Genomic DNA, 14,797 nt, shown 5'->3' with positions numbered 1-14,797 from the left:
ACGCCACCGGGCCGGGAGGTCCGCGCTCACCCGGGCCGGCTGCCGCCCCGACATGCCGCCCGCAAGGAGAACGCGCGGGACGCGCCGAAGGTGCCGCCCAACCCGAAAAGTGTTCGCCCCGTCCCTCTCCGCCACCGCAGAATCCGTCCATGGAGCCCGTCGCCCTCACCACCGAGCGCCTTCGCCTGACCACCTTCACGCCGGCCGACGCGGAAGAGGTGCTCGCCGCCTGCCAGGACCCGGAGATCCAGCGCTGGATACCGGTGCCCACCCCCTACGAGCGGCGGCACGCGGACGACTTCACCGGCCGCACCGTCCCGGACGGCTGGCGCGACGACACCGCCTACACCTTCGCCGTACGCCCCCGGGAGGGGGGCCCGCTGCTGGCGTCCACCGGCCTCCACCACCCGTGCGCCGGCACGTGGGAGGCCGGCGTCTACACGGTCGCGGCCCACCGCGGCCGCGGGTACGCGAGGGAAGCGGTGCTGGCCCTGGCCCGCTGGGCCTTCACGGACCTCGGCTGCGCGCGGCTGGAGTGGCGGGCCGCGGCCGGCAACCGCGTCTCCCGCGCGGTCGCCGAGAAGGCCGGTTTCACGGGCGAGGGCACCCTGCGCGCGGCCCTGGACTTCCGGGGGACGGTACGGGACTGCTGGCTCGGCGCGCTCCTCCCCTCCGACCTGGGGCTGCCCTCCCGTCTCCCCTACCTGCCGTCTCCTCCCGAGGCCGTCTGACTGTCAGTGCCGGGGACTATCGTGCCGGGCATGACGATCGTGCGGACCCTGACGCCCCTGCCGCCTCCCACCGCCGAGCTCTCCGCCGACGAGGCCCGCCGGATCGCCCTGCGCGCCCAGGGCTTCCTGGGCGCTCCGGACCGCCGCGCCGGGGTGCGCGGCGTGCTGCGCCGGCTCGGCGCCGTACAGCTGGACACCATCTCGGTGCTGGCCCGCTCCCACGAGCTGGTTCCGTACGCCCGGCTCGGCGCCGTGGGCCGCCGGACGGTCGAATCGGCGTACTGGACCGAGGGGCACGCCTTCGAGTACTGGTCGCACGCCGCGTGCATCCTCCCGATCGAGGAGTGGCCGCACTTCGCGTTCCGCCACCGCGCCTACCGCCGGGCCCCGCAGTGGCACCACGACCTGCCGGACGGCGCCTACGACGCGGTGATCGGACAGCTGCGCGCCGAGGGCCCGCTGACGGCCACGGAGCTCGGCGGCGCGAAGAACGGCGGCGAGTGGTGGGACTGGTCGGAGTCGAAGGTCGCCGTCGAACGGGCGCTGATGTACGGCGAGGTGGTGTGCACCGAGCGCCGTGGCTGGAAGCGGGTGTACGACCTCGCCGAGCGCGCCGTTCCCGGTCATCTGCTGCACGACGAGCTGGACGACACCGAGTGCCTGCGCCGGCTGGTGCGGCTGGCCGGTCAGGCGCTGGGCGTGGGCACGCGCGCCGACATCGCCGACTACCACCGGCTCAAGGGTGAGCAGTTCGACGCGGTGGTCGCCGATTCCGGGCTGGTGCCGGTGCGGGTGCGGGGCTGGGAGAAGCCGGCCTGGGCGGACCCTGAGGCTCTGGCGAGCGTGCCGCGCGGCCGTCACCGTACGACCCTGCTGTCCCCGTTCGACTCGCTGATCTGGGAGCGGGCGCGCACGGAACGGATCTTCGGGTTCACGCACCGCCTGGAGGCGTACGTCCCCAAACAGAAGCGGATACACGGCTACTTCGCGATGCCGCTGCTCGCGGGAGGGAAGCTGGTGGGCCGGGTGGATCCGGCCCGGGAGGGCACGACGCTGGTGGCCAAGCAGGTCTCGCTGGCGTCCCCGAAGGCCGTCGGGCCCATGGCGGAGGCGCTTCGGGAGGCCGCCGAGTGGGTGGGGTGCGACGCCGTGCGGATCGAGCGCGTCGACCGCCCGGAGCTGGCGTCGGCGCTGACCTCCGAGCTGGCGCGCCTGACCTGACGCCCCGTTTCGGCCGGCGGTCAGCGGATCTCGAGGATCTTCTCCCGCATCGCGTAGACGACCGCTTCCATCCTGGAGTGCAGCTGGAGCTTCTCCAGGATGTTGCGGACGTGGTTCTTCACCGTGTTCTCGGAGATGAAGAGTTCCTTGGCGATGTCCCGGTTGTTCATCCCGGTGGCGACCAGCTTCAGCACCTCGAGCTCGCGGTCGGTCAGCCGGGGCGCCGGGACGAGCCGGCGCTCGTCGGTGCGCTGGATCATCGACTTGAACTCGGTGAGCAGCTTGGACGCCATGGAGGGGCTGATCTGCGACTGGCCGTCGGCGACCGCCCGGATCGCGGTGGCCACCTCGTCGGTGGAGATCTCCTTGAGGAGGTAGCCGGTGGCGCCCGCCTTGATCGCGTCGTAGAGGTCGGCCTCCTCGTCGCTGATCGTCAGCATGATGATCTTGGCGCTGGGGGCCACCTCCTTGATGGAGGTGCAGGCCTCGATCCCGCCCCGCTTGGGCATCCGGACGTCCATCAGCACGATGTCGGGCAGCAGGTCGGCGGCCTTGTCGACGGCTTCCGCGCCGTCGCCCGCCTCGCCGACCACCTGGATGTCCTCCTCCTGGGCGAGGACGATCTCCAGGCCCCGGCGGAAGAGCGCGTGGTCGTCCACCACCAGGACCCGGATGGGCTCCTTGCGGGACGCGCCGTCGTCCGTGCCGGTACCGCTTCCGCACTCCGCTCCGCCCACCGGGGCGCCGGAGCCGCCCGGGTGGTGCACCGGGCCGAAGCTGTCCGCCATCGTTCCTCCCCCTGCAGGCCTGCCTGACGTTCCATGGTCGCGACGCCAACCAGGGCCTTCGGAGCAGCGGTTGGCGTGCCCCGTCATGATTTCATGCCTGAACGGCAATGCGGTGATCCAGTGGGCGCACGGTGGTGCCCCTGGGGGCGCACACGGCGCTCCAGGGGCACCACCGGAGTTGTTCAGCCGCCGTCAGCCACCGAGCGCGCCACCCGCGCCGCCGGCTTCGGTGCCGGCCAGCGGGTCGCTCTCCAGGTGGATGACGCCGTAGTCGTAGGCGTGCCTGCGGTAGACGACGCTGGGCTGCTTCGTCTCGGCGTCGACGAACAGGTAGAAGTCGTGCCCGACGAGCTCCATCTCGTAGAGAGCCTGGTCGAGTGACATGGGGGCAGCCGTGTGCGTCTTCTCGCGGACCACCAGGGGGCCTTCGCCCTTCACCTCGAGTGAGCCCATCCGGGTGGTGGGCACGGACTCGCGCTCCTCGACGGCCACCGTGCCGTTCCCGTTCAGATGGGCCACGCCCGGTACGGCGTCGGCGACCTCCGCTGCGGTGAGCCGGCCGTTGCCACGGCGGGTGTGGCGCTTGTCGTGCTGCTTGCGCAGACGCGCTTCGAGCTTGCCCGTCGCGAGGTCAAGGGCTGCGTAGGGGTCGCCCGCCGCCGCCTCCGCCCGGATCACCGGCCCCCGGGAGTGGAGGGTGATTTCCACACGGTCGGACCGGTCCGCCTGCCTCGGGTTGTGTTCCTTGGACACCTCGACGTCGAGGCTGATCACCTTGGCGTCGAGCTTCTGGATCTTCTCCAGCTTCAGCTTCTCGGCCACGTGCTTGCGGAACCGCTCGGGCACCTCGGTTTTGCGGCCTTTGACGACGATGTCCACGCAGAACTCCGTTCCCGGATCGCTCCACCGGCCCACCGGCCGGCGAGCATCTCCCTTTTGCACCAGACTCCGGTCTTTCCCGGAGTCCCGGACTTGGCGACTGACCTCCTCCTCCCCCGTCGGCAGGATCCCCACCCCACACCTTCCATGTCCTGACCGTGCCCGGAATCCGGCCGGAAACACGGCAGTGCATTCGGTGAAGCGCGGCTTTTCGCCATTCCTCACACCCGAACATAGCTCGCTCGGACGGGTGTCGGCACCCGCTGTCCGCACTCACCTACGATCAGGTGTTTTTCGCCTCTCAGTACCTGCAACGTTGCACGTTCCCTGTCAGTTCCGGGTTTATTTCGAACGACATCGGTGGTGCGGCCACCACCGCGGCACTGTCCGGTACGAGTCCCCCGAATGGCGTCCCGGAACCGGCACGCGGTGCCCGCAGCGCCCGCGCCGCCTCGACCAGCGAAGCGCCCGTGGTCATGAGGTCGTCGACCAGCACGGGCCTGCCGACCGCGAGGAGCCGCCCCGCGCCGGGCACCACCTCCAGCGCGCCGGTCAGGTTCGCCAGCCGCTCCCGGGCGCCCAGGCCGCTCTGGTCCGCCACCTCACGCCGCTGGCGCAGCACGGGAAGCACCCGCGCGGAGGTCCCCGTCCGCCGCAGCTCGGCCGCCGCGGCCAGGGCGATCCGCCGTCCCGCGTCATGGCCACGCGCCCGCACCACGCGCCGCGCCGAGGGCACCGGCACCAGGAGCAGCGGGCCGGCTCCCGGGCCACCAGAGGCGGCCACAGAGGCCCTCACGGCCCCTGCCAGCGCGACGCCCAGCGGCCGGGCCAGCCCCAGCGCCCCGCGCTCCTTGTGACCCAGCAGCACCGCCCGTACCGCGTCGGCGTAGGGTGCCGCGGCGCACACCACCGGCAGCCCCGGCGGCTCCGGCACGGGCCGCACCCGACGCCCGCCCGCCCCGGTCAGGGCCCGCTCACACACCCCGCACAACGCGGTACGCGGCCGCCCGCACCCGCCACACGCGAGCGGCAGCACCAACCCGGCCGTCTCCCGCCACCACCAGCGCACACCCCACTGTCCCAGCCACCTTCCCCGGCCATCCACCCCTGTGGACAACCAGGGGCCCAAGCAGGGGCCCAAGCAGGGCGCCGCGGCACGGCCGGGCCCCCGGGCTCAGGTTCTGGCCCCGGGACGTCAGCCGGGATAGACCGGTGACGTGCCCTTCTCGACCATCGGCTGCCAGTTCGCACCCGCCTGCAGCCGCACGATCCCGTCGTCGGCGGACGCCACCAGCGGGTAGCTCTCGTCGTTCGACGCCGCGACGACCTTCACCTGGTTCAGCCCCGGGATCACCGCGGCCGAGGTCGAACCGTCCGTCTGGACGTACCGCACCTGCTGCACCCCGCCGGCCAGCTTGCCCAGCACCACCAGCCGGCTGTGTCCCGCCCACGACACGGACGTCACGGACTCCATGCGGGGGGCGATCGCCTGCGGGTCCACCACCTGCACGGTCTGCTTCGCGCCGGTGCCCTGCCGCTCCACCCGCCCGATGTGCAGCGTCGTCTTGTCGCCCTTCCTGAGCAGCAGCGCCATGCGCACCCCGTCCTCCGACACGCGCAGGCCCTCGATCCGCACACCGTCGGTCAGCCACGGGGCCGTGACCCGCACGGGCTCCTCCGAGCCGTCCGGCACGTACAGCAGCCGGGGGTTCGCCGGGTCCCGGTCGGCGACCCACAGGCCGCCGCGGCCGTCCCAGCTCGGCGCGGACAACCGGTCGTCCGCCCTCACGCCTTCGCTGCGCACCAGCGGCGACGGCAGTTCCGCGGCCCCGTCCGAGACGATGGAACCCACCCGCAGGTGCCGGTCGTCGTCCGTGACCACCGCCGCCCGGCGCTCGTCACGCGCGACGCCGACCTTGCCGATCCTCACCGCCCCGTCCCCGAACGGGCCCGGTACGGGCGACGGCCGGCCCACGTCCTCCGCCTTGGCCTCCAGCTTCGCCAGGCGGCCCGACGCGTCGATGTAGTACGGGTTCACCACCAGGCCGCCCGCGGGCGCGGCCCGGTAGTTCTGCTTCTGGCTCTCGCCGAGCAGGCACAGCGTGCCGCCGTCCTCGCTCTGCAGCTCGACCTGCTCCACCCGGGCCGACCCGAGGTCACCCAGTGTGAACAGCAGTTGGGCGGCCATGGCCCGGCAGGTGTCGAGCCCGATGTTGTCCGCCTTCTTGTTCAGCGGCACCTTGAGCTTGTTCTGGTCGTCCGGCGTCAGCGACGTGACGCCGTCCTTCAGGGCCACGCCCGTGGGGAAGCTGGAGTCGACCACCGGATCCAGCCAGTGCGTCGGCCCTTCCAGCAGCGCCTTGACCGTCTGCGCCACCGGGTCCATCCGGGTCACCGGGTCCTGCCGCTGCCGGATGTACACCGGGTCGGCCACGACCCAGCGCCGGCCGGAGGCGAAGTAGTACGTGTTCACCGGGCGGAAGTTGCGCTGGAAGTCCGACTCGCCGAGCAGCAGCCCGGGCGGGAGGCTGTCGATGCGCCACTCCTTGCCCTGGCCGTCCGGGCCGGGCGCCTGCACCAGCTGGATCGTCCCGCTGTACGGCGTGTTCCGCATCGGTTCGTAGGCGTGCCGGCTGTCCACGCTCGCGATCTGCTCGCCCCGCAGCGGGTACGTCAGGCGGTCCTGCGCCTCCCGGACGCCGTTCCGCTCCTGCCGGCCGACCGGTGCCGCGTTGAGGACCGTGGTGCGCTCCTCGGGCTTCCACTCCTGGGCCGCCTTCTTGGTCAGGTACGTCCGGGCCGTCGCGTACCCGGGGTCGTCACCCGTCATCGCCTCCAGGAACCCGTTGACGATCTCGTCCGGCTCCGCGTTCTCCCGGGGCGTCACGGGATACACCCGCACCTGGGAATCCCCCGGGTTGGACGCCTTCACCTGGGAGACGTCCCCGCTGTCCGGCATCGACGCACACCCGGCCAGCATGAGGCCGCATCCGAGCAGCGCGGCTGCGCGCACCGTCCGTCCACGGCCGCGACGACGCTCAGCGCCCACGAGTCGTACCCTCCCGTTCGCCGTCCTGCGTCGAGGGCGGTGCGCCCTCGCCCGCCCCCTCGCCGACGCCGCGCGCCACCACCCGGGACCCGTTGCCGGGCAGTGCCGTGGGATCGGCGTTCACCTGCGCCGCCTGCCGCGGCGGCAGGGCCGTACGCGCGGCGGCGGGCATCCCGGCGCGGGCCGGCCCGCCGGACTGCCCCGGCACCAGCGGCAGCCGGCCGCCGCCCGGCGACGCCTCCTCGGCGGCCGCCCGCTCCCGGTTGCGCCGCGAGTCCTCGGGCTCCAGGGGTATCGGCGAACCGCGCAGCGGCTCGTCCGCCGTACGCGGCAGCGTCAGCCGGAACTGCGAACCGCCGCCCGGCTCGCCCCACGCCTGCAGCCAGCCACCGTGCAGCCGCGCGTCCTCCACGGCGATCGACAGGCCGAGCCCCGTACCGCCCGTGGTGCGCGCCCGCGCCGGGTCGGCCCGCCAGAACCGGTTGAACACCCGCGTCGCCTCGCCCGGCTTGAGCCCGACCCCGTAGTCCCGCACCGCCACGGCCACCGCGCCGCCCGCGGCGGCCATCCGCACCACGACGTCCCGGCCCTCACCGTGCTCCACGGCGTTGACGACCAGGTTCCGCAGCACCCGCTCCACCCGGCGGGCGTCGGCCTCCGCGACCACCGGCTGCTCGTCGCCCATCACGACGATCCGGCCGCCCTTGCGCTCGGCCAGCGGCTCGGCTCCGCCGATCACCCTGCGGACGACCTCCCGCAGGTCTATCGGCTCCGCCTCCAGGGCCGCCGCACCCGCGTCGAAGCGGCTGATCTCCAGCAGGTCCGCCAGCAGCGACTCGAACCGGTCCAGCTGGTCGCCGAGCAGCTCGGCGGAACGCGCCGTGACCGGGTCGAAGTCCTCACGCGCCTCGTGGATGACGTCGGCCGCCATGCGCACGGTCGTCAGCGGCGTACGCAGCTCGTGCGACACGTCCGAGACGAACCGCCGCTGCATCCGCGACAGCTCCTCCAGCTGCTGGATCTTGAGCTGGAGGTTCTGCGCCATCTTGTTGAAGGCCTCGCCGAGGCGCGCGATGTCGTCCTCGCCGGTGACCTTCATCCGCTCCTGGAGCCGGCCCGCCGACAGCCGCTCGGCGATCCCGGCCGCCATCCGCACCGGTGTCACCACCTGCCGCACCACCAGCCAGGCGATCGCGCCCAGCAGCACCACGACGAACAGCCCCGCGGTCGCGAGGGTCGTCTTCACCAGCGCCAGCGAGTCCTCCTCCTGCGTCAGCGGGAAGAGGTAGTACAGCTCGTAGGAGTTGCCGTCGATGTCGTTGAGGCGTTTGCCGATGACGAGCGCCGCCTCGGACGGCTTGCCGTCCGAGTAGGTGATCCGGGTGTACGTCTGGAACGTCCCCGTCCCCTGCGCCACCGAGTCCCGCAGCGTCGCCGGGATGCTCCGCGCCGGCTCGACGCCGCCCGAGGCGCGCGCCCCGCGGCTGGGCGCGGCGCCCTCCCCGTCGGGGCTGAGGGCCACCACGTTGAACGCGCCCTGCCCGCCGCTCGCCAGCTGCACGACGAGGTCGGACCGCCAGTTCAGGGACGCGCGCGCGGTCCCGTCCGGCCCGCCCGGCCCCGGCTGCTGGTCGGCCTGGCTCTGGGCGGCCGAGAACCCGCCCGACGCCTGGCTCTGCGCGGCCCGCTCCTTGGCGTCGAGCAGACCGTTGCGCATCTGCCCGATGACCACGAACCCGAGCAGCAGCACCACTCCGAGGGACATCAGCAGCGTGCCGGCGACCACCCGCAGCTGGATGTTCCGCCGCCACAGCCGCAGAGCGGGCAGCAGCGGTCGGCGTATCCAGCGCGCCAGGAGCCGGAACACCGGACCGCCCGGTGTCCCGTCCTGGAGGAGCCGGCCCGGACGCCACGACTGACGCCCCGGCCCGGCAGCCCGCCCCGCACGGACTCCCGGGTTCCCGGGCTTCGGAGCAACACTGCCGCGGGACATTTCAGCTCGGTCCGGCCTTGTAGCCGACACCGCGCACGGTGACGACGATCTCCGGCCGCTCCGGGTCCTTCTCGACCTTGGAGCGCAGCCGCTGCACATGGACGTTCACCAGCCGCGTGTCCGCGGCGTGGCGGTAGCCCCACACCTGCTCCAGCAGCACCTCACGGGTGAACACCTGCCACGGCTTGCGGGCGAGCGCGACCAGCAGGTCGAACTCGAGCGGGGTCAGCGCGATGGACTGCCCGTCCCGCTTCACCGAGTGGCCGGCCACGTCGATGACCAGGTCACCGATGGTCAGCTGCTCCGGCGCCGGCTCCTCGGACCTCCGCAGCCGCGCCCTGATGCGGGCGACCAGCTCCTTCGGCTTGAACGGCTTGACGATGTAGTCGTCGGCGCCGGACTCCAGGCCCACCACCACGTCGACCGTGTCGCTCTTGGCGGTGAGCATCACGATCGGCACGCCGGACTCGGCCCGGATGAGCCGGCACACCTCGATGCCGTCCCTTCCGGGCAGCATGAGGTCCAGCAGCACCAGGTCCGGCTTGGCCTCCCGGAAAGCGGCAAGTGCCTTGTCGCCGTCCGCTACGAACGACGGCTCGAACCCTTCACCACGCAGCACAATCCCGAGCATCTCGGCCAGTGCGGTGTCGTCGTCGACGACAAGGACGCGTCCCTTCATAATCGACATCATCCCATTAGCTAATCGTTACCCGGCGTGACCTGGCACACAGCTCGGCGATTCCGCCCCCGGTGACCGGCGAGACCACCCCCAGCTCGGTGACGATCGCCGTCACCAGCTCCGGCGGCGTTACGTCGAACGCGGGGTTGTACGCCTGGGTTCCCAGCGGCGCCACCGGCAGCCCGCCGACCCCGGCCCCCTTCGCCACCTGCGGCGGCGCGGTGAGTTCCGTCACCTCCTGTCCGGCCCGCTGCTCCACCTCGATGGACGCCCCGACCGGGGTGTGCGGGTCGATCGTCGTCGTCGGCGCCACCACGACGAACGGCACGTGGTGGTACTTGGCCAGGACCGCGAGCGGGTAGCTGCCGACCTTGTTCGCCACCGCACCGTCGGCCGCGATCCGGTCCGCCCCGATCAGGACGGCGTCCACCTCCCCCGCCGCGAACAGCGAGCCCGCCGCGTTGTCCGTGAGCAGCGTGTACGCCATGCCACTGCGCGCCGCCTCGTACGCCGTCAGCCGGGCCCCCTGCAACAGCGGCCGCGTCTCGTCCACCCACAGCCGCCGCAGCCTGCCCACCCGGTGCGCCTGAAGCGCCACGGCGAACGCGGTCCCCTCACCGCCCGAGACCAGCGCCCCGGTGTTGCAGTGGGTCAGGATCCGGTGACCGCCGCCCGGCAGCAGCTCGTCCAGCAGCGCCAGCCCGTGCCCCGCCATCAGCGCGCTCGCCTCGGCGTCCTCGCGGTGCAGGTCCCGGGCCTCCGCCAGCGCGGCCTCGGCGGCCCGCTCCCGGCCCTCGCCCTTCTCCAGCGCCACCCGGTACGCGCCGGCCGCCCGCCGCACCCCGTACGCCAGGTTCACCGCGGTGGGCCGCGCCCCCGCCAGCAGGGCCGCCGCCTCGTCCACGTCGTAGCCGCGTACGGCGGCCAGCGCCACACCGTAGGCACCGGTGATGCCCAGCAGCGGCGCGCCCCGCACGGCGAGCGTCTGGATCGCCCTGACCAGCGCGGGCACGTCCGTGCAGACCAGCTCGACCTCTTCGGCGGGCAGCCGCGTCTGGTCCAGGAGCACCACCACGGGTCCTTCCGGTGGCTCCTCCCAGCGCAGGGAGGGCAGCCGGGGCGGTTCGGAGCCGTTGGGAGTTTGTGCGTACTGATCAGCCATCCGCCCAGTCTGCCCGCTGAGCCACGGACTATGAAGGTGCCGAGGAGATCCGGCCCGAGGCCCGGGCCGGGACGGCGCGTGGCACCATGGCTGCCAACCTGCCGCCCCACCAAGCGGCCCGGCTCCGTGACCGAGCCGGCTCGACGAGCCGGCACCGCGACCATTTCACGAGGTGGACGACCGTGAACGACACTCCGGGCTGGGCTTCGCCCGGATCCTCGCCCTCCGACGGCCAGGGCGCCGATGTCCCACGGCCCGCCGAGCCCGCAGAGCCCGCCGACGCGACCGGCTCGCCCGCCAAGTGGTCGGACCACCAGCCGCCGGCCGGCCACTGGTCCCCGCCGACCGCCCCGGGCCCGTCCGGCCCGGTGCCGCCTCCCGCCCCCGCGCCCGGCTGGGGCGGTGGCCACCACCAGAGCGGCTGGGGGCGGCCACCGGCGGCGAAGCCCGGTGTCATCCCGCTGCGCCCGCTCGGTGTGGGCGAGATCCTCGACGGCGCGGTGTCGACCCTGCGCGCCCACTGGCGCACCGTCCTGGGCATCACCCTCACGGTCTCCGTCATCACGCAGATCGGCGACATCCTCGTCCAGCGCTATCTGGTGCCGGTGCCTCCGAAGCTCGGCCCCGACCCCACCCCGGAGGAGGCGCTGAGCCAGTCCGTGGAGTCCCTCAAGGCGAGCCTCATCTCGCTGGGCCCCACGATGCTCCTCACGCTCATCGGCACGTTCGTCACCACCGCCCTGCTGACCATCGTGATCAGCCGCGCCGTGCTGGGCCGCCCGGTGACGCTGTCCGACGCCTGGAACGAGGCCCGTCCCCGGCTCCCCCAGCTCCTCGGCCTGACCCTCCTGCTGCCCCTGCTGAGCGCCGCCGTCATGGCCGTCGGCGTGCTGCCGGGCCTGCTCCTCGGCGGTACCCCGGCCGGTGTGCTGCTGACCGTCGTCGGCGGAATCGCCGCCCTGGTGGTCATGGTCTGGCTGCTGATCCGGTTCAGCCTCTCCTACTCGGCGCTGATGCTGGAACGGCAGGGCGTCATGGCATCCCTGCGGCGCTCCGCGAAGCTCGTCCAGGGCGCGTGGTGGCGCATCTTCGGCATCATCACGCTGACCACGCTGGTGATGTTCCTCGTCTCGATGATCATCGCGATCCCCTTCACCGTCATCGCGTTCGCGGCGGACGGCGAGGGCCTCGGTGGCCTGCTCACCGGCACCACCCCGGAGTTCGGCTGGGCGTTCCTGATCATCACCGGTGTGGGTGCCGTCATCGCCGCCTCCATCACCTACCCGATCTCCTCGGGCGTCTCGGTCCTCCTCTACATCGACCAGCGCATCCGTCGCGAGGCCCTCGACCTCGACCTGGCCCGCGCCGCCGGCGTCCCCGGGTACGGCGCCCCGGCGCCGGGCGACACCCCTCCCGGGAGCTGATGCGGTGCCGATCACGGGGGGCATGACGGCCGCGTGGCCAACGGTCCACGCGGCCGACGACGTACCGCTGGACACTCCCCGCGTCCCCGCCCGGGAAGCGGCGGAGCGGGAACTGTCCAGGCCGATGTACCACGAGAACGACCCGAACCCGCTCCAGCACGCCCTCGACAGCTTCTGGGACTGGGTCGGCCGGGTCTTCGACTCCGCCTCCGGAGCCGCCCCGGGAGGCACGGTCGGACTGGTGGTCGTCGCCGTGGTCGTGGTGGCCCTGGCCGGCGCCCTGTGGTGGCGGCTCGGCACCCCGCAGCGAGCACTCACCACCTCCGCCTCCCCGTTCGACGACCGCACCCGCAGCTCCGCCGAGCACCGCTCCACCGCCGAGAAGCACGCCGCCGCCGGCCTCTGGAACCAGGCCGTCCAGGAACGGATGCGCGCCATCGTGCGCTCCCTGGAAGAACGCACCCTGCTCGACCCCCGCCCCGGCCGCACCGCCGACGAAGCCGCGGTCGAGGCCGGTCTGCCCCTCCCCGGCCACGCGGACGAACTCCGCGCCGCCGCCCGCACCTTCGACGACGTCACATACGGCGGCCGTACCGCCGACCAGCGGGCGTACCAGCGTCTGAAAGACCTGGACACCTCCCTGGAACGCGCCAAGCCCCGCCTGAGCGACGCCGCCCCGGGAACAGCCGGATGACCACCGCCTCCCCCACCTCGACGTCCCTCAGCGCCCATCAGACATGGGTCCGCGTCAGGGGCCTGCTGCTCGCCCTGACCGTCCTCGTCGTGGCGGGCGTCGTCATGGCCTTGATGCGCTCCGACACCCAGCACGGCCTGCTCGACCCCCGCTCCCCCGACCCCAAGGGCAGCCGTGCCGTCGCCGAACTCCTCGAGCAACGCGGCGTCGGCACCCAGGTGGTCACCACTCTCGACGAGGCCACCGCCGCGACCGGTCCCGGCACCACCCTTCTCGTCACGACCCCCGACCTGCTGACGCCCCACCAGCAGGAGCGGCTCCGCGACGACATGGACGCAACCGAGCGCACGGTCCTGCTCGCCCCCGGTCCCCCCTCCGTCGGAATCCTGGCACCCGGCGTGAGCGCCGAGTCCACCACCTCGGTCTCGGCACTCGCCCCCCGCTGCCGCCTGGCCGCCGCCGAACGGGCCGGCGCGGTCGACCTCGGCGGCGAGCGCTACACCACCGACCTCCCCGGCAGCCACGCCTGCTACCCGAGCGACGGCCTCGCCACCCTCCTGCGCATCGACGGCCCCACAGGAGACACCGTTCTGCTGGGGTCCCCCACTTTCCTGCACAACGAGCGCCTGGCCGAACAGGGCAACGCGTCGCTCGCTCTCCAACTCCTCGGCTCCCGTCCTCATCTGGTCTGGTACCTCCCCTCGCTCGACGACCCCTCAGCAGCCGGCGGAGACGGTGAGACCGGGGGCCGGGACGACACCGACCGCACCTTCGTCGAACTGATCCCCTCCGGCTGGCTGTGGGGCACCCTCCAGCTCGCCCTCGCCGCCGTACTCGCCGCCCTCTGGCGCGCCCGTCGCCTCGGCCCCCTCGTCACCGAACACCTCCCCGTCGTCGTCCGCGCCTCCGAGGCCGCCGAGGGCCGCGCCCGCCTCTACCGGCGTGCGAACGCCCGCGACCGCGCGGCGACCGTCCTGCGCACCGCCACCCGTACTCGACTTGCCCCGCTCCTGGGCGTCCCTCCGGCACAGGCCCACGCACCGGAGTCCCTGCTGCCCGCCGTATCGGCACGGCTCGCCTCGGCGGACCGGGATCTCGGAGCCCTCCTCTTCGGCCCGGCACCCGCCGACGACGCCGCGCTCACCCTCCTCGCCGACCAACTCGACGCCCTCGAAAGAGAGGTACGCACCTCATGAGTGCCCCGCCCCCCGAGACCGCTGAGAACTCGGACAGCGCCCGCTCCTCCCTGGAGGCCCTGCGCACCGAGATCGCGAAGGCCGTGGTCGGGCAGGACCCCGCTGTCACCGGACTCGTCGTCGCTCTGCTCTGCCGGGGCCACGTCCTCCTCGAAGGCGTGCCCGGTGTCGCCAAGACGCTGCTGGTGCGCGCGCTCGCCGCGTCCTTGGAACTGGACACCAAGCGCGTCCAGTTCACCCCCGACCTCATGCCGAGTGACGTCACCGGTTCCCTGGTCTACGACGCCCGGACCGCCGAGTTCTCCTTCCAGCCCGGCCCGGTCTTCACCAACCTCCTGCTCGCCGACGAGATCAACCGCACGCCGCCCAAGACCCAGTCGTCACTTCTGGAGGCGATGGAGGAGCGTCAGGTCACGGTCGACGGCACCCCCCGTCCGCTTCCCGAGCCCTTCCTCGTCGCCGCCACCCAGAACCCGGTCGAATACGAGGGCACCTATCCCCTGCCCGAGGCGCAACTGGACCGCTTCCTGCTGAAGCTGACCGTCCCGCTGCCCTCCCGCCAGGACGAGATCAACGTCCTGACACGGCACGCCGAAGGCTTCAACCCGCGAGACCTTCGCGCCGCCGGAGTACGCCCCGTGGCCGGCCCTGCCGACCTCGAGGCCGCCCGCATCGCCGTCGCCAAGACCACGGTCTCCGAAGAGATCGCCGGCTATGTCGTCGATATCTGCCGTGCCACCCGTGAATCCCCCTCACTCGCTCTGGGCGTCTCCCCGCGAGGCGCCACCGCACTGCTCTCCACCGCCCGCGCCTGGGCCTGGCTCACCGGTCGCGACTACGTCACCCCCGACGATGTAAAAGCCCTGGCCCTGCCCACCCTGCGCCACCGCATCCAGCTCCGGCCCGAGGCGGAGATGGAAGGAGTCACCCCCGACTCCGTCATCACCGCGATCCTCGCCCACGTCCCCGTGCCCCGATGAG

The 14,797-nt window shown here is 72.8% G+C and carries 13 protein-coding genes; 6 read left to right on the top strand and 7 right to left on the bottom strand.

Annotation, left to right across the window (positions count from 1 at the left end; all coding sequences use genetic code 11):
* The first annotated feature begins 149 nt into the window (after nt 1-149).
* Nucleotides 150-731, top strand: a complete 582-nt coding sequence (locus EIZ62_RS20195; RefSeq protein ID WP_156694046.1) for a GNAT family N-acetyltransferase — start codon at nt 150-152, stop codon at nt 729-731.
* Nucleotides 732-761: 30 nt separating this feature from the next.
* Nucleotides 762-1,952, top strand: a complete 1,191-nt coding sequence (locus EIZ62_RS20190; protein ID WP_156694045.1) for a winged helix-turn-helix domain-containing protein — start codon at nt 762-764, stop codon at nt 1,950-1,952.
* 20 nt (nt 1,953-1,972) lie between these two features.
* On the opposite strand, the gene EIZ62_RS20185 is transcribed toward EIZ62_RS20190, so the two are convergent.
* The 7 genes from EIZ62_RS20185 to mtnA form a co-directional block, all read right to left on the bottom strand.
* Nucleotides 1,973-2,740: a response regulator gene (locus EIZ62_RS20185; protein ID WP_156694044.1), complete on the bottom strand. Its 768-nt coding sequence runs from the start codon at nt 2,738-2,740 to the stop codon at nt 1,973-1,975.
* Nucleotides 2,741-2,932: 192 nt separating this feature from the next.
* Entirely contained in the window at nt 2,933-3,619 is a 687-nt protein-coding gene (gene hpf / locus EIZ62_RS20180) for a ribosome hibernation-promoting factor, HPF/YfiA family (protein ID WP_156694043.1), read from the bottom strand.
* A gap of 301 nt (nt 3,620-3,920) precedes the next feature.
* Nucleotides 3,921-4,688, bottom strand: coding sequence for a ComF family protein (locus EIZ62_RS20175; RefSeq protein ID WP_156694042.1), 768 nt, complete (start codon nt 4,686-4,688; stop codon nt 3,921-3,923).
* A 126-nt stretch (nt 4,689-4,814) separates the two neighbouring features.
* Nucleotides 4,815-6,668, bottom strand: a complete 1,854-nt coding sequence (locus EIZ62_RS20170) for an LpqB family beta-propeller domain-containing protein (protein ID WP_156694041.1) — start codon at nt 6,666-6,668, stop codon at nt 4,815-4,817.
* Nucleotides 6,658-8,661 carry an MtrAB system histidine kinase MtrB gene (mtrB, locus tag EIZ62_RS20165; protein WP_156694040.1) on the bottom strand — a complete coding sequence of 668 codons (2,004 nt, stop codon included), beginning with the start codon at nt 8,659-8,661 and terminating at the stop codon, nt 6,658-6,660. Before mtrB ends, EIZ62_RS20170 begins: the two co-directional genes overlap by 11 nt.
* A 1-nt stretch (nt 8,662) precedes the next feature.
* The gene (mtrA, locus tag EIZ62_RS20160) at nt 8,663-9,352 is read right to left on the bottom strand and encodes a two-component system response regulator MtrA (protein ID WP_187740742.1); all 690 of its coding nucleotides are present in this window, start codon (nt 9,350-9,352) and stop codon (nt 8,663-8,665) included.
* Between the two features lie 4 nt (nt 9,353-9,356).
* Entirely contained in the window at nt 9,357-10,502 is a 1,146-nt protein-coding gene (gene mtnA, locus EIZ62_RS20155) for an S-methyl-5-thioribose-1-phosphate isomerase (RefSeq protein WP_156694039.1), read from the bottom strand.
* A 182-nt stretch (nt 10,503-10,684) separates the two neighbouring features.
* On the opposite strand from mtnA, the gene EIZ62_RS20150 reads away from it, so the two are divergent.
* From EIZ62_RS20150 to EIZ62_RS20135, 4 genes are read left to right on the top strand one after another with little or no spacing between them, the layout of a single operon-like run.
* A complete protein-coding gene (locus tag EIZ62_RS20150; protein ID WP_156694038.1) occupies nt 10,685-11,926 on the top strand; it encodes a DUF7847 domain-containing protein in 1,242 nt (413 codons plus the stop codon).
* A gap of 4 nt (nt 11,927-11,930) precedes the next feature.
* Nucleotides 11,931-12,620 carry a DUF4129 domain-containing protein gene (locus EIZ62_RS20145; RefSeq protein ID WP_156694037.1) on the top strand — a complete coding sequence of 230 codons (690 nt, stop codon included), beginning with the start codon at nt 11,931-11,933 and terminating at the stop codon, nt 12,618-12,620.
* Complete coding sequence (locus tag EIZ62_RS20140) at nt 12,617-13,816, top strand: DUF4350 domain-containing protein (protein WP_156694036.1); 1,200 nt, start codon at nt 12,617-12,619, stop codon at nt 13,814-13,816. Before EIZ62_RS20145 ends, EIZ62_RS20140 begins: the two co-directional genes overlap by 4 nt.
* A complete protein-coding gene (locus tag EIZ62_RS20135) occupies nt 13,813-14,796 on the top strand; it encodes an AAA family ATPase (RefSeq protein ID WP_156694035.1) in 984 nt (327 codons plus the stop codon). The genes EIZ62_RS20140 and EIZ62_RS20135 overlap by 4 nt, the downstream gene beginning before the upstream one ends.
* Nucleotide 14,797 lies beyond the last annotated feature (1 nt).

The organism is Streptomyces ficellus, from assembly GCF_009739905.1.
GTDB classification, from domain to species: domain Bacteria; phylum Actinomycetota; class Actinomycetes; order Streptomycetales; family Streptomycetaceae; genus Streptomyces; species Streptomyces ficellus_A.
Note: the sequence above shows the minus strand (reverse complement) of the source record. Positions and strands in the feature narration are given on the sequence as shown.

Coding starts and splice junctions, on each gene's coding strand:
- EIZ62_RS20135 (WP_156694035.1), top strand. CDS start 13,813: ATGAGTGCCCCGCCCCCCGAGACCGCTGAGAACTCGGACAGCGCCCGC.
- EIZ62_RS20140 (WP_156694036.1), top strand. CDS start 12,617: ATGACCACCGCCTCCCCCACCTCGACGTCCCTCAGCGCCCATCAGACA.
- mtrB (WP_156694040.1), bottom strand. CDS start 8,661: ATGTCCCGCGGCAGTGTTGCTCCGAAGCCCGGGAACCCGGGAGTCCGT.
- mtrA (WP_187740742.1), bottom strand. CDS start 9,352: ATGATGTCGATTATGAAGGGACGCGTCCTTGTCGTCGACGACGACACC.
- EIZ62_RS20185 (WP_156694044.1), bottom strand. CDS start 2,740: ATGGCGGACAGCTTCGGCCCGGTGCACCACCCGGGCGGCTCCGGCGCC.
- mtnA (WP_156694039.1), bottom strand. CDS start 10,502: ATGGCTGATCAGTACGCACAAACTCCCAACGGCTCCGAACCGCCCCGG.
- EIZ62_RS20190 (WP_156694045.1), top strand. CDS start 762: ATGACGATCGTGCGGACCCTGACGCCCCTGCCGCCTCCCACCGCCGAG.
- EIZ62_RS20195 (WP_156694046.1), top strand. CDS start 150: ATGGAGCCCGTCGCCCTCACCACCGAGCGCCTTCGCCTGACCACCTTC.